20 protein-coding genes are annotated in these 23867 nt (G+C 70.0%); 8 read left to right on the forward strand and 12 right to left on the reverse strand.

The genetic code is table 11. The features are described 5' to 3' along the window. Positions 1-2852: FAD-binding and (Fe-S)-binding domain-containing protein (locus tag ONA70_RS09600; RefSeq protein WP_265006001.1), on the reverse strand; the 2852-nt coding region annotated here is incomplete at its 3' end. 428 nt (positions 2853-3280) lie between these two features. Here ONA70_RS09600 and ONA70_RS09605 point away from each other — a divergent pair. Continuing rightward, positions 3281-4198 carry a DMT family transporter gene (locus ONA70_RS09605; RefSeq protein WP_265006002.1) on the forward strand — a complete coding sequence of 306 codons (918 nt, stop codon included), beginning with the start codon at positions 3281-3283 and terminating at the stop codon, positions 4196-4198. A gap of 27 nt (positions 4199-4225) precedes the next feature. Here ONA70_RS09605 and ONA70_RS09610 read toward each other — a convergent pair whose 3' ends face one another. Both ONA70_RS09610 and sigJ read right to left on the reverse strand, forming a co-directional pair. Next, entirely contained in the window at positions 4226-4894 is a 669-nt protein-coding gene (locus ONA70_RS09610; RefSeq protein ID WP_265006041.1) for a TMEM175 family protein, read from the reverse strand. A 246-nt stretch (positions 4895-5140) separates the two neighbouring features. Then, positions 5141-6019, reverse strand: a complete 879-nt coding sequence (gene sigJ, locus ONA70_RS09615; protein WP_265006003.1) for an RNA polymerase sigma factor SigJ — start codon at positions 6017-6019, stop codon at positions 5141-5143. A 228-nt stretch (positions 6020-6247) separates the two neighbouring features. Here sigJ and ONA70_RS09620 point away from each other — a divergent pair, with 228 nt between their 5' ends. Both ONA70_RS09620 and ONA70_RS09625 read left to right on the forward strand, forming a co-directional pair. Continuing rightward, positions 6248-6727 carry a nuclear transport factor 2 family protein gene (locus ONA70_RS09620; RefSeq protein ID WP_265006004.1) on the forward strand — a complete coding sequence of 160 codons (480 nt, stop codon included), beginning with the start codon at positions 6248-6250 and terminating at the stop codon, positions 6725-6727. A gap of 151 nt (positions 6728-6878) precedes the next feature. Continuing rightward, the gene (locus ONA70_RS09625; RefSeq protein WP_265006005.1) at positions 6879-7244 is read left to right on the forward strand and encodes a lactate utilization protein; all 366 of its coding nucleotides are present in this window, start codon (positions 6879-6881) and stop codon (positions 7242-7244) included. A 72-nt stretch (positions 7245-7316) separates the two neighbouring features. Here the strand turns inward: ONA70_RS09625 and ONA70_RS09630 are convergent, their stop codons facing one another. The 5 genes from ONA70_RS09630 to ONA70_RS09650 form a co-directional block, all read right to left on the reverse strand. Further along, a complete protein-coding gene (locus ONA70_RS09630; protein WP_265006006.1) occupies positions 7317-9146 on the reverse strand; it encodes a glycoside hydrolase family 15 protein in 1830 nt (609 codons plus the stop codon). 28 nt (positions 9147-9174) lie between these two features. Next, entirely contained in the window at positions 9175-9651 is a 477-nt protein-coding gene (locus tag ONA70_RS09635; protein ID WP_265006007.1) for a hypothetical protein, read from the reverse strand. Between the two features lie 240 nt (positions 9652-9891). Further along, the gene (tuf, locus tag ONA70_RS09640; RefSeq protein WP_265006008.1) at positions 9892-11079 is read right to left on the reverse strand and encodes an elongation factor Tu; all 1188 of its coding nucleotides are present in this window, start codon (positions 11077-11079) and stop codon (positions 9892-9894) included. Between the two features lie 475 nt (positions 11080-11554). Next, on the reverse strand, positions 11555-12637 hold the full coding sequence (locus ONA70_RS09645) for a ribosomal eL19 family protein (protein WP_265006009.1): 1083 nt from the start codon (positions 12635-12637) through the stop codon (positions 11555-11557). Between the two features lie 292 nt (positions 12638-12929). After that, positions 12930-13403, reverse strand: coding sequence for an FAD-dependent oxidoreductase (locus tag ONA70_RS09650; RefSeq protein ID WP_265006010.1), 474 nt, complete (start codon positions 13401-13403; stop codon positions 12930-12932). 153 nt (positions 13404-13556) lie between these two features. On the opposite strand from ONA70_RS09650, the gene ONA70_RS09655 reads away from it, so the two are divergent. Beyond that, positions 13557-14369 carry an FAD-dependent monooxygenase gene (locus ONA70_RS09655; RefSeq protein WP_265006042.1) on the forward strand — a complete coding sequence of 271 codons (813 nt, stop codon included), beginning with the start codon at positions 13557-13559 and terminating at the stop codon, positions 14367-14369. On the opposite strand, the gene ONA70_RS09660 is transcribed toward ONA70_RS09655, so the two are convergent. The 3 genes from ONA70_RS09660 to ONA70_RS09670 are packed head-to-tail and all read right to left on the reverse strand — an operon-like array spanning position 14260 to position 17089. After that, positions 14260-15201, reverse strand: a complete 942-nt coding sequence (locus ONA70_RS09660) for an inositol-3-phosphate synthase (RefSeq protein WP_265006011.1) — start codon at positions 15199-15201, stop codon at positions 14260-14262. The genes ONA70_RS09655 and ONA70_RS09660 overlap by 110 nt on opposite strands. Positions 15202-15227: 26 nt before the next feature. After that, positions 15228-15923 (reverse strand): response regulator transcription factor, encoded by a 696-nt coding sequence (locus ONA70_RS09665; RefSeq protein ID WP_265006012.1) that lies wholly within the window; start codon positions 15921-15923, stop codon positions 15228-15230. Next, entirely contained in the window at positions 15920-17089 is a 1170-nt protein-coding gene (locus ONA70_RS09670) for a sensor histidine kinase (protein ID WP_265006043.1), read from the reverse strand. The genes ONA70_RS09665 and ONA70_RS09670 overlap by 4 nt, the downstream gene beginning before the upstream one ends. Before the next feature lie 353 nt (positions 17090-17442). Here ONA70_RS09670 and ONA70_RS09675 point away from each other — a divergent pair, with 353 nt between their 5' ends. The 4 genes from ONA70_RS09675 (at position 17443) to ONA70_RS09690 (ending at position 22485) form a co-directional block, all read left to right on the forward strand. Then, the gene (locus ONA70_RS09675; RefSeq protein WP_265006013.1) at positions 17443-19590 is read left to right on the forward strand and encodes an MMPL family transporter; all 2148 of its coding nucleotides are present in this window, start codon (positions 17443-17445) and stop codon (positions 19588-19590) included. Positions 19591-19689: 99 nt separating this feature from the next. After that, positions 19690-20160 carry a DUF6220 domain-containing protein gene (locus ONA70_RS09680; protein ID WP_265006014.1) on the forward strand — a complete coding sequence of 157 codons (471 nt, stop codon included), beginning with the start codon at positions 19690-19692 and terminating at the stop codon, positions 20158-20160. After that, positions 20157-22175 (forward strand): multicopper oxidase family protein, encoded by a 2019-nt coding sequence (locus tag ONA70_RS09685; protein WP_265006015.1) that lies wholly within the window; start codon positions 20157-20159, stop codon positions 22173-22175. The genes ONA70_RS09680 and ONA70_RS09685 overlap by 4 nt, the downstream gene beginning before the upstream one ends. Continuing rightward, entirely contained in the window at positions 22165-22485 is a 321-nt protein-coding gene (locus tag ONA70_RS09690) for a hypothetical protein (RefSeq protein ID WP_265006016.1), read from the forward strand. Before ONA70_RS09685 ends, ONA70_RS09690 begins: the two co-directional genes overlap by 11 nt. Before the next feature lie 283 nt (positions 22486-22768). Here ONA70_RS09690 and ONA70_RS09695 read toward each other — a convergent pair whose 3' ends face one another. Next, positions 22769-23599, reverse strand: a complete 831-nt coding sequence (locus ONA70_RS09695) for an AfsR/SARP family transcriptional regulator (RefSeq protein WP_265006017.1) — start codon at positions 23597-23599, stop codon at positions 22769-22771. Between the last annotated feature and the right edge of the window lie 268 nt (positions 23600-23867).

Raw genomic sequence — 23867 nt, forward strand, 5'->3', positions numbered from 1 at the left:
TGTGTCTGACCGCGGCAGCTGAACCCATCCGCGACGATCACCGTGGCGGCGCTGCGGTCCCGGACGGCGGGCAGCAGGACGCGTTCCCCGGCCGCCATCGACACCTCGAACTTCTCGCCGGCCTCGTAGCCGAAGCTGCCGGCCATGCCGCAGCACCCGGGCTCAGCCATCGCCACGTTCAGGCCCATCGCCGTGAGCAGCTCGCGGTCCGGGTCGAAGCCGATGACGGCGTGCTGGTGGCAGTGGGTCTGGACGAGGGCGTCCCGGTGCAGCCGCGGCGGCGTCCAATCAGGCGCGTGCCGTTGGAGGAACTCGGCGAGGCTGAACGCCTGTGCCCGCAGTCGCTGCGCGCGGTCGTCGTCGGGGAACATCGTGGTCAGCTCGTCGCGGAACACGGCCAGGCAGCTCGGCTCCAGTCCGACCAGCGGCACCCCACGCTCGATGTCGTCGGAGAGGGTGTCGAGGATGCGGAGCAGATACCGCCGGGCGAGGTTCAGCATGCCGTAGTCGTAGAGCGGTCGGCCGCAGCACAACCCCCGGCTGGGCACCTTGACCCGGAACCCCGCCGATTCGAGGACCTCGACCGCCGCGACGCCGACCCGAGGGTCGAAGAAGTTCGTGAAGGTGTCGGGCCACAACAGTACGGTGGGCCCGTCGGGGTGCCGCGGGCGGTGTTCGGCGAACCAGGAGGTGAAGGTCCGTGCCGCGAACACCGGTGCGGTCCGGTCGCGGGCGATCCCCCCGACGGCCTTGACCGCGGTGCCGAGCACCGGGGAGTGCGTGGCGAGATTGGCGAGCCGCGGCACACGTGAGGCCAGCCTCGCCCACACGTTGATCAGCCCGAGGGCGTACGCCTGCCGTGGTCGCAGCCTGCCGGCGTAGTGATGGTGCAGGAACTCGGCCTTGTAGGTGGCGACGTCGACCCTGACCGGGCAGTCGCCCTTGCATCCCTTGCACGCCAGGCACAGGTCGAGCGCCTCCTTGACCTCGGGACTGCGCCATCCGCTGGTGATGCTGCCCGAGGAGTCGGCCATCTCCTGCAGCAGCCGCGCCCGACCGCGCGTGGTGTGCTTCTCCTCCCGGGTCACCATGAAGCTGGGGCACATGACGCCACCCTCGGTGTGGCGGCAGACCCCGACGCCGAAGCAGCGGCCGACGGCCTCGGCGAAGCTGCCGCCGTCCTGCGGGTACCGGAACGCCGTCTCCAGTTGGCGTGGCCGGAAGCTCGCGCCCTCCCGCAGGTGCGAATCGAGTGGGTACGGGTCGATGAGCTTGTGCGGGTTCATCCGCCCCTGTGGATCCCACACCCGCTTGAACTCGGCGAACGCCTCCATCAGCCGGGGTGGGAACATCTTCGGCCACAGCTCGGCGCGGCCGTGCCCGTCTCCGTGCTCGCCGGACAGCGAGCCACCGAACGACACCACCAGGTCGGCGGCCTCCTCCATGAACCCGCGGAACGCGCGAACCCCCTCGGCGCTGCGTAGGTCGAAGTCCAGCCGGCAGTGGATGCACCCCTGCCCCCAGTGGCCGAACAACACGCCGTCGTAGCCGTACCGGTCGAGCAGAGCGGTGTACGCCCGCAGGTAGTCGCCCAGGCGGTCGGGCGGCACGGCGGCGTCCTCCCAGTTCGGCCATCCGCCGTGACCACCGAGCCCGATCGGCATGCGGGTGGTCCCTGCCGAGTGCTTGCGGATCTCCCAGACCGCTTCCTGCTGCCGCGGGTCCTCGTAGCACTGGTGCTCGGGCGCGCCGGGGCGCTGACGCAGCGCAGCCATCAGCTGCTCGGCTCGGTCGTTGGTCTCCGCCTGGGTGTCGCCGCCGAACTCGACCAGCACCCAGGCCACGCCGGCGGGCAACAGCCGCGGATCGCCGTATGCCATGTGCTTCGCCTGCAGGTTCTGCACCACGTGCCGGCTGAAGAACTCGACCCCGATCGGCCCGAATCCCATCAGCCACGTCGCGTCGTCTCCCGAACTGGGAATGTCGGGATAGCCGAGAACGACGAGTGTTCGTGCCGGTGGCGAGGGGACCAGCCGGCAGTCCGCTTCCAGCGTCAGCGCGAGCGTCGACTCGGAGCCGACCAGCGCGCGGGCAACGTGGAAGCCGTTCTCGGGCAGCAATTGTTCGAGGTTGTAGCCGGACACCCGGCGTGGGATGTCCGGCATCCCGGACCGGATTGTGTCGGCGTAGGTGTCCCGGATGTGCCGCATGCCGGCGTAGATCGCACCGCGGCGCCCACCGAGCCCGATGATCCGCTCGATCTCGTCCTCGCCGGTGGCGCCGACCCGCATACGAACCCCGTCGTAGGTGATGACCTCCAGCTCGTGGACGTTGTCCACGGTCTTGCCGCCCATCACCGAATGCGTGCCGCAGGAGTTGTTGCCGATCATCCCGCCCAGCGTGGCGTGGTCCTGCGTCGCCGGGTCCGGAGCGAAGGTCAGGCGATGCTGCTGCACCGCACCGCTGAGGTGGGAGCAGATCAGGCCCGGTTGTACCCGCGCGCGGCGCTGGTGCGGATCCAGCCAGACAAGCCGGGTCATGTACTTCGAGAAGTCGAAGCACACGGCGGCGTTCACCGCCTGCCCGGCCAGAGCCGTACCGCACCCGCGGCCGAACACCGGCGCCCCGTACCGCCGGCAGATCGCGAGCGCCGCCTCGACGTCTTCGGCATGCCGGGGCAGCACCACCCCGATCGGCAGCTGCCGGTAGATCGAGGCGTCGAAGCCGTACATGGCCCGGTCGCCCGACCCGAAGCGGACCTCGCCGTGCACGACGCGGCGCAGCTCGCGCCCGAGCTCCGCCGCATAGCCAGGCGGCGGTCCCGAGCGCACCTGAGCTTCCGTGCTGTTCATCGAGCTACCTCGCCGGCGGACGGTCGCCTCAACGTTGTCGAGGCGTGGGCTGGGACGATCGGTCCGCACCGGGCGACCCCCTTCCGGACACGCAGAACCCGCTCCAACGAGCGGTCACCCTGGTCTAACCCGTCGCGCCGGGTGGCCGTAAGTGCGCGCCGCCGGTAGCGGACGGCCGCACTCACTGGATCAGGCGAATCAGCCGAACGGAGCCACGAAGAGCCGACGGGAACCCGTGACCGGGTTGAGCAGATCAGGATCGAAGGCATATATCGGTCGCCTCGTACTATCTCCGGTATTTTGGTTCTTGTGCCGGGGCTTGTCGGATGACGGGGCGGGGGAGGGGTCAGGGTGTCCATGCTGCCGCCGTTGGCCCAGCTGAACCGCCCGCCCCGGCCGCTTTGCACGATGATCTGGCCGGTTGGCGCATGGTGAGTAGTGCGGGGCAGTTGGCGTTCGGAGTACCACTGGCTCTCGGTGCCGCTGCGGCGTTCGGGGCGTCGTCGGTGCTGCAGTTCCGCGCCTCCTGGCAGGTACCGCAGGAACGCGCCGGCCGGCCGCGGCTGCTGGTACACCTGCTCGGCGTGCCCAGTTGGCGCTGGTCGGTGGTGCTCGCGATATTGGCGTTCGCCTGCCAGGTCGCGGCGTTGAGCCGGATCCCACTGATCTTGGTGCAACCACTGCTGGTGAGCGGGCTGATCTGGTACGTCCTGTTGTTCGCCGCAAGCAGACACGTTCGGCCCGACCGGCCGCTGCTGGTCGAATCGGCGTTGTGTCTGCTCGGGCTCAGTGCCTTCCTGCTGATCGCCCGGCCAGCCCCCGGCCAGGGCGGGGGATTCGGCTCGCTCTGGTCCGCGGCGCTGCTGCTTGCCGCCGTGGCGGTTACCGTCGGGCTCTGCCTGCTGGCGGCGTTGCGGCTGGATCGACGGTGGCGTCCCCTGCCGTTGGCCCTCGCGGCCGGCGTCTGCTACGGCGTGACCGCCGGACTGATCAGCAGCTTGACCCACCTTCATGAGGCCCCGCTAGCCGTGTTCGGGCAATGGCAGACCTACGCCCTCATCGTGCTCGGTCCATTCGGCGTGCTGCTGAGCCAGAACGCCTACCAAGCCGGTCCGGTAGGAGCACCTGCCCTGGCCACCATCACCGTCACCGACCCGCTGGTGGCCATCGCGGTCGGGCTGCTCTGGTTGAACGAGCGGATCGAGACCGGCCTCGGGTCGCTCCTCGGTGAGGTGCTCGCCCTGGCGGTCGTGGCCGGCGCGGTCTATCTCCTCGCCCGGCGGGCACCCCACGCCAGCGCCCGGTACGGGGGAAAGGGACTGCCAGACGCTGCCAGCCGCCAGTAGTGCGGTGTCAGGTAGGCGTGCGCCGGCTCAGTCCGTAGTTTCGTGCTGGCGGACCACCCGGTCGATGCGCCGGTCCGGCACGATCCACATGATCGCGACGCTGACGAAGCACGCCAGGGCTATCCAGACTCCGATATGCCCGCTCCGGTCGATCGTCAGGGCGCTGAGGATCCCGGCGATGTAGAACACCGGGGAGGCCTTGCCCTTGAAGTCGTTGCCGATGGCCTGGCGCAGCGGCGAATCCGGTCCTTCCCGTCGGATGATCACCGTCTGGAGCACGAAGTAGGCGATGGCGGCGCTGAGCAGGTTCAGACCGTAGATGACGACCGGCGTCTGCTCGAACCTCGAGTCGTCCACCCAGGCTGTCGTGAACGGGAACAGCGACAGGCAGAACAGCAGCGCCAGGTTCGCCCACAGCACGCCGCCGCCAATCCGCCGAACCAGGTGGAACATGTGGTGGTGGTTGTTCCAGTAGATGCCCACATAGACAAAGCTGAGGAGATAGGTCAGCAGCCCGACGCCGCTCGTGTGGACGAGGTCGGAGAAATCGTGCCCCTTCGGCACCCTCAGCTCCAGCACCATGATCGTGATGATGATGGCAAGCACCCCGTCACTGAACGCCTCCAGTCGACTGGTCCTCACGGCGCCACCGCCCCTTCTCCTTCTGATCCTCGGTTCCCGCTTCGCACGTCCCATGAGCGCCGTCTTCAACGAGCGATGCCAGCCGACAGCGCCGCGATCGCGAAGCGGCAATAGTCGACCATGCTGGTGTTCTTGGGCGCGCAGGTGGCCCCCGATCGCTGTCTCGTCACCTAGCCGAGACAGGGCAGCCGCGGGATCTGCGACAGGGCGCGGTCGCGGTTGTGACAGCCCACTCCGCTTGAACGCCCGTCCAGGCACTGCAGGACGGCTCCGGACCCGGCGACCCTGCGGGTAGCGACGTCAGTCGGTCGTCCAGGGCCGGATCTTGTCGGGGTTGAGTACCGCCCAGATGTGGGTGATCCGGTCGCCCGCGACCTGGAACGCGTACACCGCCACAGTGACGCCGTCCTGCTCGGCGACCAGGCCGGGCTGACCGTTGACCGTACGCTCCAGGATCGTCACGTCGGCTGCCCTGGGCGCGAGGCCGGCGAAGAAGCGCGCGATCAGCTCGGCGCCTTCCACCGGGCGGAGCTCGGCGCGGACCAGGCCGCCGCCGTCACCGGTCGCCGTGGCGTCCGGGTCGAGGAGGCCGACGAGGGCCTCGATGTCCTGGGCTTCCCAGGCCTGCTTGAAGTCTCGGACGATGCCGGCGCGGTGCGCTGTCGGGGCCGCGGGAGCCTGCGATGTGCGGATGCGGCGGCGGGCCGAGGAGGCCAGCTGGCGGCATGCCGCCGGGGTGCGGCCGACGATCTCGGCCACTTCGGCGAAGGAGTAGCGGAAGACGTCGTGCAGGATGAACGCGACGCGTTCGGCCGGGGTCATCGATTCGAGTACGACGAGGAAGGCCATGTTGATCGACTCGTCGAGGGTGACCCGGTCGGCCGGGTCGGCCGTGGCGCCACCTGGCCGCCCGTTGATCCACTCGGTGGGTTCGGGCAGCGGTTCGGGAATCCATTCGCCGACGTAGCGCTCTCGCCGGACCCGTGCCGAGCCGAGCAGGTCGAGGCAGATGCGGCTGGCAACCGTCGTCAGCCAGGCGCCGGGAGACTCGATGGCTTGCTGCTGATGCTCGGACAGGGCGTACCAGCGGGCGTACGTTTCTTGCACCGCGTCCTCAGCCTCGGCCAGCGAGCCGAGGAGCCGGTACGCGAGATTGATCAGCTGACGTCGTTCGCTCACGAGCGCGCTCAGGCCGGGATCGGGCCGGCCGGGTTCTGGCTCGGATCGGGTGGTCATGGCGCCGCCGGCTCCCTTGCTCGCATCTGTCTCACCAGTCCGACGAGGCAGCGCACCGGAATGTGAGGTGGGCGGTTCGCCTCACATTCCGGGGAGCTGTTTCGTCGGACTGCTCGGATGAGCAAACCATCCCCGCGAACCGCGGCTCCGATGTGACAAGGGAGGAAACCGATGAGTGACTTTCAGGCCATCGCCGATCGCGTCGAGATCGAGGCGCTGCGCGGCGAGTTCACCGACGCGGCGATGATGCGCGACCGCGCCCGCCTCGCGTCGCTGTTCACGCCGGACGGCGCGCTGCGAATGCCCAACATCCCCGTCGAGCTGGTCGGCCGTGAGGAGATCCGCGCCGGGGGCGAGCGGCTGCAGGACCAGTGGGAGTTCTTCGTGCAGACCACGCACCCGGGCACGATCCAGCTGGACGGCGACACCGCCACCGGCCGGGCCTACCTCCAGGAGCTCGTGCGCACCCGCGACGGCCGCCAAGGGCTGAACTACGCCATCTACCACGACCGCTACCAGCGCACCGCGGACGGCTGGAAGTTCACCGAGCGGGTCTACGAGGTCAGGTATCTCGACACCACTCCACTGGCGGGCTCGGCGCCCGGCCCGGCGGAGGCGCCGGCCAACCCGTCCAGCACGACCCGCTCCTGACCCCCCGCCACCATAGGACCAGCCCAGGAGGCACCATGGCTACGGCGCCAGCGTATTCACCGCGGCCAGCGAGACCCTCCGCCTGTCCGGCATCGATGCGGACATCAACACCAGCGGGCGGTACCGGGCCCTCAAGCCACGCCTGCTGGCCATGGACCGCGTCACCGGTGCCGACGACATCCGCCGGGTGGCCGCCAGCCCCGACGTCGTCGTGGGCAGCGTCGCCGCGCTCACCGAAACGGGCACCCTCGTCGCCGCCTCGGCCAGCGGAAGCCAACTACCCGCCTACGCCGGCGGCGCCGCCCGCGCGATCTGGATCGTCGGGGCGCAGAAGGTGGTACCGGACCTCAGCGCCGCGCTGCGGCGCGTCGAAGACCACGCCCTCCCGCTGGAAAGCGCCCGCGCCCAGCTGGCCTACGGGCGACCCAGCGCCATCAACCGCCTGCTCATCCTCAACGCAGAGCTCCAGCCGGGGCGCGGCACCGTCCTGCTGCTCCGCGAAGCCATCGGATTCTGACCTCACGGCCACGGTCGAAGGCAGTCAACCAAGATCATTTGCTGGCGCCTGCCGAGGTCGTTCTACCGGCGGTCAGGCAGGCTCAGGATCAATGGCGGGGGCGTCTCGAATGGCGAGTGCGGCCTGGATGAGCGCGGCGTGGGTCAGCGTCTGCGGGTAGTTGCCGAGGTGAGCGCCGGTGGCGGGGTCCAGTTCTTCGGCGTAGAGGCCGAGTGGGTTGGCGTGCTCGAGCATGGCCTGGAACAGGTCGACCGCCTCGGCGCGGCGTCCGGTGCGGGCGAGGGCCTGAACCAGCCAGAAGGAGCAGGGCAGGAAGGCCCCTTCCGCGCCGGGGAAGCCGTCACTCCCCGGCGGGTAGCGGTATAAGAGAGGACCGCCGGCGGAGAGCCTGTCCCGGATGGCGTTGATGGTGCCCCGCACCCGGGGTGATTCGATGCTGTCCATGTCCAGCAGCGGCAGCACGAGCAGGGCCGCGTCGAGGTCCGGGGAGCCGTAGCTGCGGACGTAGCTGCCCGCCGTCGGGTCGAAGCCGCGGGTCCGGATCTCGGTGGCGATCGCGTCTCGTGCCATCTGCCAGCGTCGACGTTGGCGGTCTGAGAGCGGGTGAGTGTCGGCGATGCGCAGTGCCCGGTCCAGGGCGAGCCAGCCCATGAGCTTGGAATGGACGTGTTGGCCGGGTGTGCGGACCTCCCAGATGCCGGCGTCGGGCTGCTGCCAGTGACGGGCGACCAGGTCGGCGAAGCCGCGCACCGCCCGCCACGTCTCGTTGTAGAGCAGGTGCCCCTTCTGGGCGAACGCCCAGGCGGCGTCGACCACCCAGCCGTAGCCGTCGAGTTGGTGTTGGCCGGCGGCGTCGTTGCCGATCCGCACCGGGACGCTACCGAGATAGCCGGGCCAGCCGGGCAACGCCCGTTCCGCCGGTACGTGGCGGCCGTGCAGGGTGAGTAGTGCTGGCAGGCGTGGCCGCTGCAGCCGGCTGGCGTGCAACAGCCACGCGAGGAAGCCGTGGGCCTCCTCCGGTTTGCCGACGCTGAGGAAGGCGCTGACGCCGATGCTGGCGTCCCGGGGCCAGACATAGCGGTAGTCCCAGTTCCGTACCCCGCCGGGATCCTCGGGCAGTGACGTTGTGGGTGCGGCGACCGGGGCCTGCGACGGCGAGTAGGTGAGCAGCCGCAGGGTCAGCAGGCTTCGTACGACGTGCTCCCGGAAGGGCAACGATCCGTCGATCTCGGCGGCCCAGGCCCGCCACCGGTTCTCGTCGGCGCGGAGCAGTTCCCAGGCTGCTGCCGGCTCGACGTGGATCAGCGGTTCGCGGTGGGCCACGGCCAGTACCAGGGTGACCGCATGGCCCGGCCGGACCGTGATCGAGGTAGGCCGGCCCGGTTCGACGGTGAGTTCGGGTGTGCTGGCCAGCGACACCGCGAGCGACCCCCACTCGCACACCAGGGCGTGGCGTCGGCGGTGGACTCGGGGCCGCGAGTGCCGTGCGCCGAGGCGGGGGTCGAACTCGACGACGATGTCGACCGCCTCCTCCTCGGCCGACAGCCGCCGCACGATCAGTGTCGTGGGCAGGAGGCGGCCGCTGATCTCGGCCACCATGGCCTCGGTGAGCGTCAGCCGGCCGCTGCCGACCGCCCAGGTCGTCTCCAGTGTGGTGGTGTGCTGCCGGTAACGCCGTTCGACGACCGTCGCCGGCCGGCCCGGGCCGACCCGGAACGTTCCCGCGTCCGGACCCCCGACCAACCGGCCGAACAGGGGCTCGCCGTCGAAGCGGGGCACGCAGAGCCAGTCGATCCCGCCGTCAGCGGCGACCAGGGCAGCGGTGCGGGTGTCACCCAGCAGCCCGTAGTCGCTGATCGACGCCGGGGGCCGAGGACAGGTCCCACCCGATCCACCGGTCATGGGGATCGCCCTGGTCGTACGGCGCGGGTCAATCGGCGCTCAGGAGCAATCCGAGAACGACCCCGTACATGACGTGGACGACGGCCGTGACGGCGGGAGTCTGGACGCCGTAGTTGAGGGCGAACAGGCCGGGCGGCTCCAGTACGGCGGTGCTGGCCGGGCCCGCCCGCAGCGAGGCCATTCGTGGGTGGACACCCGGAAGTAGCGGCAGGAGCACCGTGAGCGCGATCGCGACGTGGAGTATCCCGAACAGCGCCCCGATCCACCACGTGGCGCGGTTCAGCAGGGCGAACGTGGCCGCGTAGCCGAGGGCGAAGCCCTGACCGGCGCAGAGGTGGATGAAGAACCCGATGACCCGCGCCCGGTCGGGATCCTCGGTGACGAGAGTTCCGAGCACCAGGGGAAGGTCGAGGCGAGTGAGGCCGGCGAGTTGAGCAGCGATCAGCGCCGCGGTGAGCGCCGCGGTGGCGACCAACCCGAACAACGCCCATCCGGCCCAGTCCATCTCAGCAGTGGTCGACGGGCAAACGGCACGGAGACGTCCTCTCGGTCATCGGTTCACCTTCCGGCCGGATAACGTGAATGTCCCTATCGGTTCATCGGGGCGTCCGCCTCGCACCACCGTGCGGCGACGGTGGCCGCTCCGGCCTCTCACCATAAGCCACCGGACCTGTGACAGAGGGCTGCTCGCCGAGATGCCAGGCGGTACGGGAAGGGCCCCTGGTGAGGGGCCCTTCCCACGTACCTAGTCGAGCAGTTCGGTCACGGTGCCGGCGGCCACGGTACGGCCACCCTCCCGGACCGCGAAGCCGAGCCCGACATCCATCGCGATCGGCCTGCCCAGCTCCACCGACAGGTCAACGGTGTCGCCCGGCAGGACCATCGTCACGTCACCGAGGTCTACCGACCCGACCACATCCGTGGTGCGGAAGTAGAACTGCGGCCGGTAGTTGGCGAAGAACGGCGTGTGCCGCCCGCCTTCGGCGGTGGTCAGCGCGTAGAGCCTGGCCCGGAACCGCTGGTGCGGCGTGACGCTGCCGGGCAGCGCCACCACCTGACCCCGCTGCACCTGGTCGCGCTTGACCCCGCGCAGCAGTACGGCGGCGTTGTCCCCGGCCTCGGCGGTCGCCAGCGACTTGCCGAAGGTCTCCAGCCCCGTCGCCACGGTCGACAGCGTCGGACCGAGGCCGACCACCTCCACCGGGTCGCCGACCCGCAGGATGCCCCGCTCGATCGCGCCGGTCACCACGGTCCCCCGCCCGGAGATCGTCAGCACGTTCTCGATCGGCATCAGGAACGGCTCGCCGAGCTCGCGGGGTGGCACCGGGACGTACCGGTCGACAGCGTCGAGCAGCTCCACGACGGACGACACCCAGCGAGGGTCGCCCTCGAGGGCCCGCAGCGCCGACACCCGTACGACCGGGACGTCGTCGCCGGGGAACCCGTACTCGGACACCAGCTCCCGGACCTCGAGCTCGACCAGGTCGAGCAGCTCCGGGTCCTCGACCGCGTCGGCCTTGTTCATCGCCACCACCAGGTAGGGCACGCCGACCCGCCGAGCCAGCAGCACGTGCTCGCGGGTTTGCGGCATCGCCCCGTCAAGCGCGGAGACGACCAGGATCGCGCCGTCGACCTGCGCCGCCCCCGTGATCATGTTCTTCACGAAGTCGGCGTGGCCGGGCATGTCCACGTGGGCGTAGTGCCGGGTCGCGGTCTCGTACTCGACGTGCGCGATGTTGATCGTGATGCCCCGCGCCACCTCCTCCGGCGCCCGGTCGATGCCGTCGAAGGACACGAACCGGTTGACGGCGGGGTCACGGTCGGCGAGGACCTTGGTGATGGCGGCCGTCAGGGTCGTCTTGCCGTGGTCGACGTGACCCATCGTGCCGATGTTGAGGTGCGGCTTCGTGCGCACGAACTGGCTCTTGGCCATGATGACACTCCACAGTGGAACAAACTGGCGAACGACGAACGCGGGCGGGTGCCAATCCGCGGAAACCGCGCCAGAACCGCACGTCGCGGCGCGCCTGTGCGGGCAGCGCCGGAGCACCGGGCCACCCTCCTCCGTGGTTCTGCCGCAGCGGGAGGAGGGTCAGCCTCGGGTATCAGCCAGCCACGCGCACACGCCGGCGGCGCCCGGCAGGTGAAAACCTGCGGGCCGCACAGAGCCGACGGTGCCGAACATGGCGATCACGCTAGCCCCGAACGTCCGGCGGGGCGACCGATATTCCTTCCCGGCCAGGACATCGCCATTCGAGCCGATCGCGATCGGCGGTGCCGGTCCGGTCCGGTCCGGTCCGGGGTAGTCAGGGGCAGCGAACCTGCGCTGCGGGAGCCGGCGCCGTAGAGACGCCGCACGGTAAGACGTGGTGCCGGGTCCGGAATGGACCCGGCACCATCACTTCCGCCTAGCTGGAGATGTTCCGGACGGTGTTGTACAGGTCCGCCACCTGGTTGCCGTAGTACGGTGAGTACATGTACTGCGGCAGCGCGTTGTACTTGAAGTCATTGTGTCCGTTGAGGTAGCCCCAGTTGCCATCGAACGACATCAGCCAGCCGCCGCCGGAGGAGCCACCGGTCATGTAGTTGGTCATGTAGATGGTGCCGCCACCCCCGTCGTAGGTGGGGCCGTTCTCCGCGGTGAGCACCTCCCCGTTGAACGGGTACGCTGCAGGGTAACCGAAGGCGTAGACGTACTGGCCGATCGGGTAGTTCCAGGCGATCCCCTGGCCGCCGAGGTAGTCGGTGATCCGCCAGCCGTTGCTGCGGGCCATTACCGCCGAGCCGACGTCGTTGGCGAAGTCGCCGTTGTTGTTGAACCAGGCCGTGGTGGTCCAGAGTTGGATGGCGTACCAGTAGCCGTAGGGGGCCGACCCGTTGTTGTAGTTAGGGACGAAGGTCCAGTTGGTGGCCCACGCCCGGTTGCCGGTAAGGCAGTGACCCGCGGTCCACACCTCCGACTTGCCCTCGGTGTTCACGATCGTGGCCGAGCAGACGTAGTTGCCGCCGTTGAGGGTGAAGTAGACCTTGCCGGAGGTGCGGGCCACCGGGTGCCCGACCGGGTAGTTGGGGTAGTAGGCCTGCGTCGAGATGTCGGAGGAGGTGGATCCGCTCGCCTTCGGCTCCACCGCGGGCGCGGCCGGCGCGATGCTGCCAGCCGGCCCCTGTGGCCGGGTCGCGATCTTCGCCAGGTCTCGCGCCCTGTCGCGGGCGACGAGCGCCGCCTTCACCGCGGGAATCTCCGTGTCCGGCTTGGCCGCCTTCATTCGGGTCGGGGTCCAGTAGGCGGCCAGGGCTCGCTGCCGGGCGTCGGTGCCGTCACCCGTGACGGTGCGGGCGACGTCCGGGCTGAGCTGTGCGGGGCTGCCGATGGCAGCGCTGGTCGACGGGGCGCGGGTGGTGGGGGCGGCGCCGGCCTGGCCCGCCGCGACCAGCGTCGCCGCGGTCATCACCGCGACGGTCGCCAGGCCGCGGAGCAGTCTTGAGGACATGTTCCTGCCTCTCGGATAGCGGACGGGGAGGCATAAGATACTGCCGCCCGCAGTTAACCGTTCCTATTTGGAGATCAAGTAGGCACATGAAGGAAAACGTAACCTAGCGGCTAAACTATGCGATTTACATTGACGCTAGTAGATGGGACTGCGAAATTTGGTCGGCCCTGGGCCGAGATGAATGTGCCGCAAGGTGCACGTCCGCCGGGAATCCTGAGGACGCGAATTTCGATGACGGTGACGCGAGGAGAAAACGGCACTCGCGGGCTGCTCCATGGGCCGCAAGGCCGGGTCAGGACAGCCCGGATACGAGTTCGGCGACGTCCTCGGCGCAGCCGTAGGAGAGGGTGACTCCGGCGCCACCGTGGCCGTAGCAGTGCACGACCGGACCGCGGTCGGTGAACTCGGTTTCCAGCCGCACGGTGGGGCGCCCCGGGCGCAGACCGACGCGGTGGCCGAGGATGCGGGCCTGGCCGAGCGCGGGTACGAGCTGGATACACCGGAACAACTCCCGCCCGAGGCGTATCCGAACGCCGGCGGACGGGTCGGAGGCCAGGCCGCGCAGCACCTGGTAGGTGGTCGCCGACCATCGGGTCACGTCCGCCTCCGGGTACGCACGGTAGGGATACCAGAGCGCGGCGGCGACCGACGACGTGGTGGCGTTGCCCATCTCCGCGGCGACGACGTCGACCGCATGCCCGGCTCGCGCCAGCCGAAGCGCGCTGGTCAAGCCCACCACGCCGGCGCCGATGACCCTGGCCTTCATGGCTGAAGATCACATCACACCGCGGTGCCCTCGGGAAACACACGCATGGTTACGCGCCGGATCGCTCCGCCTCGGGACTCTGGCCGGCGAACGCCCGGAGCAATGTCGTGATCGCGGTGGCCAGGTCCGCTCGGTTTGCGGCTGTTCCGGGTGGTGGGGCGGTGCGGGCGCCCGCACCGATCAGCCGGTCGAAGCGGACTCGTCCGGATACGAGCCGATCTGGTGGTCGGGGCGGACGGGATTCGCAGCACCGTGCGGAGACTGCTGTGGCCGGATGCCGCCGGCCCGGTACGCATCGGCGTGACGGCATGGCGCGGCGTGACGCCGGCCTGGGACGAAGACATCATCGTCGCGATCAGCTGGGACCGTGGCGCCGAGTTCGGCATGGTGCCGCTCGCCGACGGACGCGTGTACTGGTTCGCAGCCGTCAACACCGAGCCCGCCGATTCGGCCGTCGACGAGCTGGCCCAGGTTCGCGCCCGGTTCGGCAGCTGGCACGACCCGATCCCCGCCCTCATCAGCGCGACCGACACCGTCCTGCGCGACGACCTCGCGTGTCTCGACGAGCCGCTCACCACCTACGTCAAGGGTCGGGTCGCCCTGCTCGGCGACGCCGCTCACGCGATGACACCCAACCTCGGGCAGGGTGCCAACCAGGCACTCGAGGACGCCGTCGTCCTCGCCGCCGTCGCCGACCGGCCGGACGGCCTGGCCGCCTACGACCGGCAACGCCGCCCACGCAGCCAGCGGGTGGCGAAGGCGTCTCGCACGATCGGCCGCTTCGGCCAGCAACTGGACAACCCGATCGCCGTGGCCAGCCACGGCGACGTTCTCGCCGGCATCGGCTCGTCGGTTCTCAGATCGCCGTCCCGGGTGGCGACTTCAGCAGCGGCGTCGCCTCGGCCGGGTAGCCGCCACGCCCCGACCGCAACGCGGTGGCCGCAATGCGAATCAGGTCGATGTTGACGCCGGCGGCGCCACTGGGGTCATGCACCTTCAGCCGAACATCCAGGCTCACCGCCGTTTCGCCCCAGCCCTGCGCCTCGATGTTGAGGTGAGCGATCTTCTGAGACCCCAGGTGCGGGAGGTACCCGAGGGGAGCCAGCTGAACTTTCTCCGATCCCAGGGCGTTCAGCTTGGACTGCTTCTTGGTGTTGGAGTTCTCGACCAGATTGCGGAAGTCTTCCGTACCGCCGAGATTGACCTGATAGGAGCTGACCAGGGTGAGGCCCCGCTCCTGGAGCAGCCGCAGCAGTGCGTGATGCACCACGGAGGTGCCGAACTGGCTGGCCAGGTCATCGCCGAGCAGCGGCAGGCCGGCGTCCGCAAAACGCCTGATCCAGGATGGTTCCCGGGCGATCGCGTCCGACGTGGTGTTGACGAACGCCAGGCCCGCCATGAGGGCCGCCTCGGCGTATGCCTGAGCTGTTTCCGGCCTGCCGCTCGGTGCCGAGTAGAGCAGCACCTCGGCACCCTTCAGCGCGCGTGCCACCCGCTCGATTTCCGTCGAGTCGACGAGACCGCGCTGCACCGTCACGCCCGAAGGTGGCAGCTCCACGTCGAGCCGGGGAAAGTTGTTCGGCGGCGCGAAAATCGCCTCGTGGAGGTCGTCGCCCACCTTGGCGTCGGAGATGGCGAAGGCGGCGACGACGTCGATGTCGCCGACGCCCAGTCCCGCTATCTCCGGCCGGTGGATGCCCACCAGACTGCCGGTCTTGCGATAGAAGGAGATCCCCTGCACCAGCGCTGACGTGTTGTTGCCTACCTCGACGACCGCGACCTTCACGTTTTCGATCATGGTGCGAGGGTACTGGGGTGGCCGGGTCATGGCCGGGGGCGGACCAACCCGGTCTGGTAGGCGATGACGACCAGCTGCGCGCGGTCGCGCGCACCCAGCTTCGCCATCGCGTGACTGACATGGGTGCGGGCGGTAGCCGGACTGAGGAACAGCGCGGCACCGATCTCGTCGTTGCTCAGCCCCTGCCCGACCAGGGCCAGTACTTCACGCTCGCGTTGCGTCAGCACCGCCAGTCGTTCTTCGCCGGCCCTGGTGGCGATCCGTTCCGCGGTGAACTGGGCGATGAGGCGTCGGGTGATCCGCGGCGCGAGCAACGCCTCTCCGGCGGCGATCACCCGGATGGCGTGCAACAGCTCGGCCGGCCCGGCGTCTTTGAGCAGGAAGCCGCTCGCGCCGGCTTGCAGCGCCTCGAAGACGTACGCGTCGGTGTCGTACGTGGTCAGGATCAGGACCCGCACCTGCTCGAGGCCGCGCGTCCTGGCGATCTGGCCGGTGGCCTTGATCCCGTCCAGCTGGGGCATGCGGATGTCCATGAGGACGACGTCGGGCCGGGTGGCCCGCGCCCGGTCCACGGCCTCGGCGCCGTTGGCGGCCTCACCTACCACCGTGATGTCGTCTTCGACCTCGAGCAGCCCCTTGAACCCGGACCGCACCAGCACCTGGTCGTCGGCGAGCAGCACCTTGATCGGGCCACTGCCGGACGACGTTGCCGTCGTGCTCATGGGTGCACCGTTCCGGCCGGAACCAGCGGCAGCCGCGCCTTGACTTCGAACCCGCCGCACGGCCGCGGCCCGGCGGTCAGCTCTCCGCCCAGGAGCCCGCAGCGCTCGCGCATGCCGAGGATGCCACGTCCCGGATCGGCCGAGCTGCCGGGGGCGGCCCGGTTTTCGGCCGGCGCGCCCGGATCCGCGGCGCTGTCACCCGAGGCGTCCCGGCCGCCGTCATCGGCCACTCGGACCTCCAGGCTGTCGGTTCCGTAGTCGAGTGCGACCGTCACCTGGGTCGGGCCGACGTGGCGGATCACGTTGGTGATCGACTCTTGCAGGATCCGGTAGGCCGTGTTGTCCACTGCGCTCGGCAGTGGCGCCGCCGGCGAGCTCACCTCGAGTTTGATGTCGAGTCCGGCCTCCCGCGCCACCGCGGCGAGCTCGTTGATCTGGCCCAGGCCGGGGTGCGGCACTCGCCCGTTGTCCGACGAACGAAGTACCCCGAGGATTGCCCGCATCTCGTGAAGCGCCTGCGCGCTCGTCTGCTCGATGATCACCAGCGCGTCGCGCGCCCGTTCCGGCCGTCTGTCGAGCAGGTACGCGGTGACGCCGGCCTGCACGTTGATGATCGCGATGGCGTGCGCGACGGTGTCGTGGACCTCGCGCGCGATCCGGAGCCGCTCGGCGTCGACGCGGGAACGGGCTTCCTCCTCGCGGGTCCGTTCGGCCTGTCGCGCACGCTCCAGGGCTTCGGCTGCGATGACGCGCCGAGACCGCACCGACTCACCCAGGGCGGTGGCCATGACCGACGCCGCGATCCGGAAGAACACCCACCCGATGGCGGCCGTCGGCTCGATGTCGGCCGCGGCGATGAGCCAGCCGGTGGCCAGCACGGCGATACCCACGCCGGCGATCACCAGCGACCTGCGCCCGTCGCCGTAGGCGGTCAGCGTGTACAGGGCGACGAAGAGCCCGATCCATACGGGCCCGTCCGAAAAGCCGACGGTGAAGTACACCAGGCTGGCGAGCGCGGTCGTGATGAACACCGGCGCCGGCCAGCGGCGGCGCACGGCCAGCACCAGGCCGCTCACGATCAGCAGGACGTAGCCCAGGTGTCCGAGGTCGGTCAGCGGCCGCGATCCCACCTCCGGGGGTTTCGCGGCGTTGCCCTGGACCTGCATCACGGCGACGAAGAGTCCGAGCAGGACGTCCTGCGCCAGGACCGGCAGTCGGAACGGCACCGCTCGGCGTTTCATCCTGTGATGATAATGGCCGCGTCCGGGTGACCGGCTACGACGACGGGCGCGACCAGGGACGGGCCGCCTACGCAAATCTGCGTAGGGAACTGTCATCCGCTGCACGACGACGCGGGCAGGTCGGCGACGCGACGATCGCTTTCGTGACTCAACCAACTGCAGTTCCGATGACCGATGCGGCAACGGCGCGGGACAGTCGCCAACGCTCTCCCGACGCGCCGCGGCCGGGGCCGCTGGGCAGGCTCGGGGGCCTGGCCTTTCGCCGGCGGGGAAGGGTGTTGGTCGCCTGGGCCGTGGGCCTCGTCATCGCCTTCGGGCTGTCGACGGCCTTCGGGGGCGAGACCGCCAACGGATCCTCCGCGCCGGGCTCGGATTCCGAGCAGGCGCAGCTCCTGCTGGGGGCGCGGTTCCCGGCCCAGTCCGGCGACACGGTGCGAGTGGTGGTACGCGCGGACGACGTCACCAGCACCGAGGTGCGACACGACGTCAGCACGCTGCTCGGTGAGCTGGGACGCATCCCGCACGTAGCGTCGGTCGAGGACCCGTACACCGCCAAAGGCTCCATCGCGCCGGACGGCCGAACACTCGCCGCACGCGTCTATCTCGATGTCACCAACCCCAACGACATGCCGGTCGAAGACACCGAACGGCTGCTGGCCGCCGCCGGGGCGGCCGAGCGCGACGGGCTGGAGATCGCGCTCGGCGGACGGGCCGTGCAACTCGCCGAGGCGACCCAGTCGGGATCCGAGCTGATCGGGCTGCTCGCGGCCGCGGTGATCCTGCTGATCATGTTCGGGTCGGTGGTGGCGGCCGGACTGCCCCTGGTCATGGCGATCGGCGCGCTGGCGGTGAGCGCCAGCCTGGTCGGCATCGCGGCGGCCGTGGCGACCGTGCCTGACTTCGCGCCCATCATCGGCATGACGTTGGGCATCGCCCTGGGCATCGACTACGCGCTGCTGCTGGTGACCCGGTTCCGTGAATGGCGGGCGGTCGGACTCGACCCCGAAGCGGCGACCGTGGCGACGCTCGACACCGCCGGCCGGGCGGTCCTCGTGGCCGGGGGCACGGTCATGGTGAGCATGTCCGGGCTGTTCGCGGTCGGCCTGTCCATCATGAACGGCACCGCCGTCGTCACCATGGTGGCGACCCTGATCGTGATGGTCGCCGCCCTCACGCTGTTTCCCGCGTTGCTTGGCTACCTGGGGCGGCGGATCGACCGGCTCCGGGTGCCGCTGGGACGGCGTCGTGCCGCCCGGATCTCGGCCGACGGCCACCTGGTGCCGGCGGCCGGCTGGTCGCGCTGGAGCGGGCTGGTGCAGCGGCACAACGTGCTCGCCGTCGTGACGAGTGTCGCTCTGCTGCTGGTGCTGGCCGCGCCGTTCCTCGGCGTGCACTTCGGTCTTCCCGACGCGGGCAACGACCCCGAGGACACGTCGAATCGGCAGGCGTACGACATGCTGGCCGAGGGCTTCGGCCCCGGCGAGAACGGGCCGTTGCTTGTGGTGGCGGAGGTGCCGCCGGCCGACGGCGCCGCGCCCCTCCAGCGGCTACAAGCCGAGATCGGCCGAACGGCGGGAGTCGCAGCGGTATCGCCGCCACGGCTCAACCCTGCCGGTGACACGGCGCTGATCACCGTCGTGCCCGGCACCGGACCGCAGGAGGCCGCCACCGAAGACCTCGTCCAGACCCTGCGCGACGACGTGATCCCGGCCGCGACCAGGGGTACCAGCACAGAGGTACACGTCGGCGGCGCAACCGCGGCGACGATCGACGTCAACGCGTTGATCGCCAACCGGCTCGCGCTGCTCATCGGCGGTGTCGTCGTCGTGTCGATGCTCCTCCTGCTGGTGGCGTTCCGCAGCGTCGTCATCGCGGTCACGGCTGCCGTGATGAATCTGCTGTCCGTGGCGGCGGCGTACGGCGTGGTGGCCTTCGTCCTCGACGGCGGCTGGGCCGGCAGGCTGGTCGGCATCGATACCGCCACCCCGATGGCCGCGTTCGTGCCGGTCATCATGTTCGCGCTGTTGTTCGGCCTCTCCATGGACTACGAGGTCTTCCTGATCAGCCGGGTGCGCGAGTCGTGGGTGCGTACCCAGGACAACAGCCGGGCCATCGTCACCGGACTGGCCAGCACCGGCCGCGTGATCACCGCCGCCGCCGCCATCATGGTCGTGGTTTTCGCGTCGATCGTCCCGAGTGACCAGGTCTTCATCAAGGTCTTCGGGCTGGGCATGGTCGCGGCCATCCTGGTGGACGCGACCGTCATCCGGATGCTGCTCGTGCCGGCGGTCATGCACCTGCTCGGCCGCAGCAACTGGTGGCTTCCTCGCGCCCTGGAGCGGCGCTTGCCCCAGCTGCACGTCGAAGGAGCGCCGGACACGTTCCTGCGCCCCGTCACAGACGCGGAGCCGGTCCCGTCCCGATAGGGCAGGCGGCGGCTGCCAAAAAACGGGGGGCAGCCGCCGCCGTACGACGGACGGCGTCCGAATCACATGTCGTGACCAACCAACCTGAAGGAGCCTACTGTGCGGAAAGTGTTCGCCGGCCTCGCCGGCCTGCTCATGCTGGTCGTCGTAGCACAGTTCTATTTTGCCGCGAGCGGCGCGTTCAGCACCGCGCCCAACGACGAGTCCTTCCGGCCGCATCGCGCGCTGGGGTACGTGATCTTCCTCTTGCCGGTCCTGATGGCAATTGTCGCCGCGGTGGCCCGGATGCCCGGCCGGCTCATCGGAATGACCGGCCTGGTCGCTGGGCTGGCCGTTGTCCAGGTGGTGATCGCGGTGCTCGCCAAGGCGTTCAACGACACGGGCGACACCAGCACGACGACCGGCCAGCTCATCTTCGGCCTGCACGCGGTCAACGGCCTGGCCATCCTGGCCGTGGCCGGGAACGTCGCCCGGCAGGCGCGAGCGCTGTCGAGGCCCGCCGTTCCGCATCGGCAAGCCGGCGTGGACAACGACGTGCGGGTGACCGGACCGGCCCAGCCCGCGTCATGACCACGGGTCAGTTGATCATCGCGGACCACGCGGTCGCGCTGCTGAGCGTTGCCGCGTGGTCCTCGGCCGGCGCCGCGGCGGCCGCCCGGCGCGCCCAGCTCGCATTCGGGCTCCTGGCGGCGGCGGTGCTGGTGACCCTGGCCCGCGTGGCCACGGTGGCGATGCTGGCCGCTCGGGGCTGGTGGTTCGCGCAGGAGAAGGTGCTGTTGGGTCTGCCGATGCTCGCAGCCGCCGGGTTGGCCGCCGTCCTGATCGCCGGCCCGCGGCTGCTCGCGGCGCGGCGCGCGCCGGAGGCCGGGATAGCGGCGAGCGGCGTGGTCCTGCTGCTCACCGCCGGATACGCGGCCCTGGCCGGGCTGGTGGTGACCTTCCTGGTCGGTTACCCCCTGGACTGGAGCAGCGCGTTGATCGCCAGCTCCCTCGTCGGCGCGGGCGCGCTGCTGACCGCGCGCGTCGTGGCGGCGCCGGCCGACCCCACCGGCGACGCCGACATGGCGCCCGCGCACGGAAAGCCCGCGGTCTCGCGCCGCCGGTTCATCGGCCTGGCCGGGGGTGCGGTCGTGGCGAGTACCGGCACGACCGGCGTCGGCCTGCTGTTCATGCCGGCTGAGTCCATCGCTACCGGAGGCGGCCCCGGCCAGTCGTCCGGCACCGGATCGGCCGTGTCCGTGGCCGACCTGCGGGGGGCCGGCACACCGGCACCGGGCGGCACCAGGCGGCAGTACCTCCTCACCGCGCAGACCGCCACCGTCCGGCTCCCGTCCGGACGTGAGATCCAGGCGTGGACCTTCAACGGCCGGATACCCGGCCCGCCGATCACCGCCACCGCAGGCGATCTGATCGAGGTGACGCTGCGCAACACCGACATCGAGGACGGCGTGACCCTGCACTGGCACGGCTACGACGTGCCGTGCGGTGAGGACGGCGCACCGGGCGTGACGCAGGACGTGGTGGCACCCGGCGGGGAGTTCGTCTACCGGTTCCGCGCCGAACAGGTGGGAACCTACTGGTACCACACCCACCAGGCGTCTCACCGTGGCGTGCGCCGAGGGCTGTACGGGACCCTCGTCGTGACCCCACGCGACCAGCAGACGGACAGCGCCGATGCTTCCCTCGGGCAGCTGGAACTGACGCTTCCCGTACACACATTCGACGGCGCTGTGGTGATCGCCGATCAGGACGGGCGCATCGAGCACACCGCGCCGGCCGGTACCAAGGTGCGGTTGCGGCTGATCAACACCGACTCGGATCCACACCGATTCGCGCTCGCCGGAGCACCCTTCCGGGTGGCGGCCGTCGACGGCCGCGATCTCCACCAACCGGGCGAGGTCAGCGACATCGGACTGCGCCTGCCCGGGGGCGGACGGCACGACCTGGTCTTCGTCATGCCAGACACTCCCGTAGCGCTCGTCGTCGACAACGATCACGCCGTCGGCCTCCGGCTGCGTCCGGATGACCACGCCGATGCCGCCGACGAGGACACCTCCGGCTGGCCTGAGCTCGACCTGCTGAGCTACGGAACGCCGGCCGCCGTGCCGTTCGATGCCGGCAGCCGCGCCGACCGGCACTTCACCATGGTGCTGGACCGTGGTGTGGCCATGCTCGACGGCCGACCGGCGTACGCGCAGACGGTCAACGGCCGTGGCCACCCGTCGATCCCGGATCAGCTCGTCGCCGAGGGCGATCTCGTCCGGTTCACCGTGGTCAACCGGAGCCTGGAAACTCACCCCTGGCATCTGCACGGCCATCCCGTGCTCGTCCTCCGCCGGAACGGCACGCGGCCGTCGGGCAGCCCGTTGTGGATGGACACCTTCGATGTCCGCCCAGGGGAGGTGTGGGAGGTCGCGTTCAAGGCGACGAACCCCGGGATCTGGATGAACCACTGCCACAACCTGCCCCACGCCCATCAGGGAATGATGCTGCGGCTGCGCTACGACGGCGTCACCGCGCCATTCCACGGCTCGCACACCGCCCATGGGGCCGGTATGGCCAGGAGCCGAAGCCATGTCCACTGACCCGCCGCCGGCTGCTCGTCGCCCGGCCCCGTGCCCGGACAAGCCCACCTCGAATCTCGTTGCGCAATGGCACAACTACAGCCGCACCGTCATCGAAGCGGAGCTGCGCAGGCTGGCCCGCAGGGCCCCGTCGTTGCGTCCGAAGGACCTGGAGGTCATCGACGCGGCCCTGGACGAGCTCGCGGAATCCTTGTTCCTTGCCCGGCTGCGCACCCTGCCGCAGCACACCGCACAGCTGAAGCGCCTCTTCGGCACCCCGACGGAGGTTCACCCTGACAGCGGCCTTCACCGCCGCTCTATCGAGGCTTGAGGGTTTCGCCGCATGGTGACATCGGATGGTTCCCGATGATGCCGAACAACCGACCGGCGGACGCGTGACGAGGGGGCAGGGCCATGGAGGATCTCAACACCGGACTCCGGACCGAGTGGGGTCGGAACAGTGAAGGTCAGCAGGTCAGTGGCACGACCGGGACTCCCACCTCCTTGTCGATCTGGGCCCACGCGGCACTGCTCGGGCGGGCGGGCGCTGACGAGGACGAGCTCTTGGACGAGCTGCACATCCTCCGAGGCCTCGAATAGGACGGGTCCGCCGGTCAGACCGCCATCGCGTCGCTGGACGGCTCGAAGGCCCGGCCGGGCCGGATCGGCGGCCGGGTCACCAGCGCGGTCGGCTCGCCGAACGAGAGCAACTCACGGTGCAGGCGCTGCAACTCCTCGCAGGGCTCCACCCCGAGTTCGCCGTTGAGCACCGAGCGCAGGTGCCGGTACGCGGCCAGCGCGTCCGACCGGCGACCGCTGGCGCTGAGCGCCCGCATCAGCAGCCCGTGCAGGCCCTCGTCGAGCGGATTGGTGGTCACCAGCGAGCGCAGCTCGCCGATCAGGTCGCGGTGCATGCCGCGTTCCAGTTCGCTCTGGATGCACAGGTGCAGTGTGTTGCGCCGCTGCTCCTGCAGGTCCACCACGTAGGCCGACAGCGCCGGACCGCACGGCACGTTGGCCAGCGGCGGCCCGGACCACAGCGCGAGCGCCTCCCGGAAGCAGCGGACCGCCTCCTGGTGGTCGTCGTTGTCCAGCACGGCCCGCCCCTGCTGGCAGAGCTGCTGGAAGGCGAAGACGTCGACCTGCGCCGGCGCGGCTTTCAGCAGGTACCCGGGGGGCCGGGTGATGAGCAGGTCGTCCGCGTCCGGCGCCAGCCGGTTCCACTCGATGCACTTGCGCAGCTGGTAGACGTACGTCTGCATCGTGGTGCGGACGCTGCGCGGCGGACCACCCGGCCACAGCTCTCCGATGATCGACTCGATGTGCACGACCTTGCCGGGTTGCAGCAGCAGCATGGCGAGCAGCTGCAGGATCTTCGGGGCGGTCGGGGCGTGGTCTCGCCCGTCCTTCCAGATCTCCAACGGTCCGAGCAGCTTGTATGTCACGGCGGTCGCGGCCGTCGGCAGGCCGCCGTCGTTCGACAGGTGCGGAAGGCTGCCCGAGGTTGTTGTTTCGGGTGTCACCCTGAACCCTCCAATCCGCGGACTGCGGCTGAGCCCGCAAACGCGAGGGGCGCGGGCACGCCAGTCCGGCCAAGTGTCGTAGTGAAGGGCATCGAATCCCAGTGACGCGGGCAGCAGTCCCGCCGTGAATTGGAATGCGGGCCGCGTGAGGAACACACATCGGGTGGCGTGACACCGGCACTGGCTGGCC

Origin of the sequence: Micromonospora yasonensis, assembly GCF_026013475.1 — a bacterium.
Taxonomy (GTDB): Bacteria; Actinomycetota; Actinomycetes; order Mycobacteriales; family Micromonosporaceae; genus Micromonospora; species Micromonospora yasonensis.

Coding starts and splice junctions, on each gene's coding strand:
- ONA70_RS09665 (WP_265006012.1), bottom strand. CDS start 15,923: ATGAGCACGACGGCAACGTCGTCCGGCAGTGGCCCGATCAAGGTGCTG.
- tuf (WP_265006008.1), bottom strand. CDS start 11,079: ATGGCCAAGAGCCAGTTCGTGCGCACGAAGCCGCACCTCAACATCGGC.
- ONA70_RS09630 (WP_265006006.1), bottom strand. CDS start 9,146: ATGACCGGTGGATCGGGTGGGACCTGTCCTCGGCCCCCGGCGTCGATC.
- ONA70_RS09660 (WP_265006011.1), bottom strand. CDS start 15,201: ATGATCGAAAACGTGAAGGTCGCGGTCGTCGAGGTAGGCAACAACACG.
- ONA70_RS09650 (WP_265006010.1), bottom strand. CDS start 13,403: ATGAAGGCCAGGGTCATCGGCGCCGGCGTGGTGGGCTTGACCAGCGCG.
- ONA70_RS09610 (WP_265006041.1), bottom strand. CDS start 4,894: ATGGGACGTGCGAAGCGGGAACCGAGGATCAGAAGGAGAAGGGGCGGT.
- ONA70_RS09685 (WP_265006015.1), top strand. CDS start 20,157: ATGACCACGGGTCAGTTGATCATCGCGGACCACGCGGTCGCGCTGCTG.
- ONA70_RS09605 (WP_265006002.1), top strand. CDS start 3,281: ATGGTGAGTAGTGCGGGGCAGTTGGCGTTCGGAGTACCACTGGCTCTC.
- ONA70_RS09620 (WP_265006004.1), top strand. CDS start 6,248: ATGAGTGACTTTCAGGCCATCGCCGATCGCGTCGAGATCGAGGCGCTG.
- ONA70_RS09690 (WP_265006016.1), top strand. CDS start 22,165: ATGTCCACTGACCCGCCGCCGGCTGCTCGTCGCCCGGCCCCGTGCCCG.
- ONA70_RS09645 (WP_265006009.1), bottom strand. CDS start 12,637: ATGTCCTCAAGACTGCTCCGCGGCCTGGCGACCGTCGCGGTGATGACC.
- ONA70_RS09670 (WP_265006043.1), bottom strand. CDS start 17,089: ATGCAGGTCCAGGGCAACGCCGCGAAACCCCCGGAGGTGGGATCGCGG.
- ONA70_RS09625 (WP_265006005.1), top strand. CDS start 6,879: ATGGACCGCGTCACCGGTGCCGACGACATCCGCCGGGTGGCCGCCAGC.
- ONA70_RS09635 (WP_265006007.1), bottom strand. CDS start 9,651: ATGGACTGGGCCGGATGGGCGTTGTTCGGGTTGGTCGCCACCGCGGCG.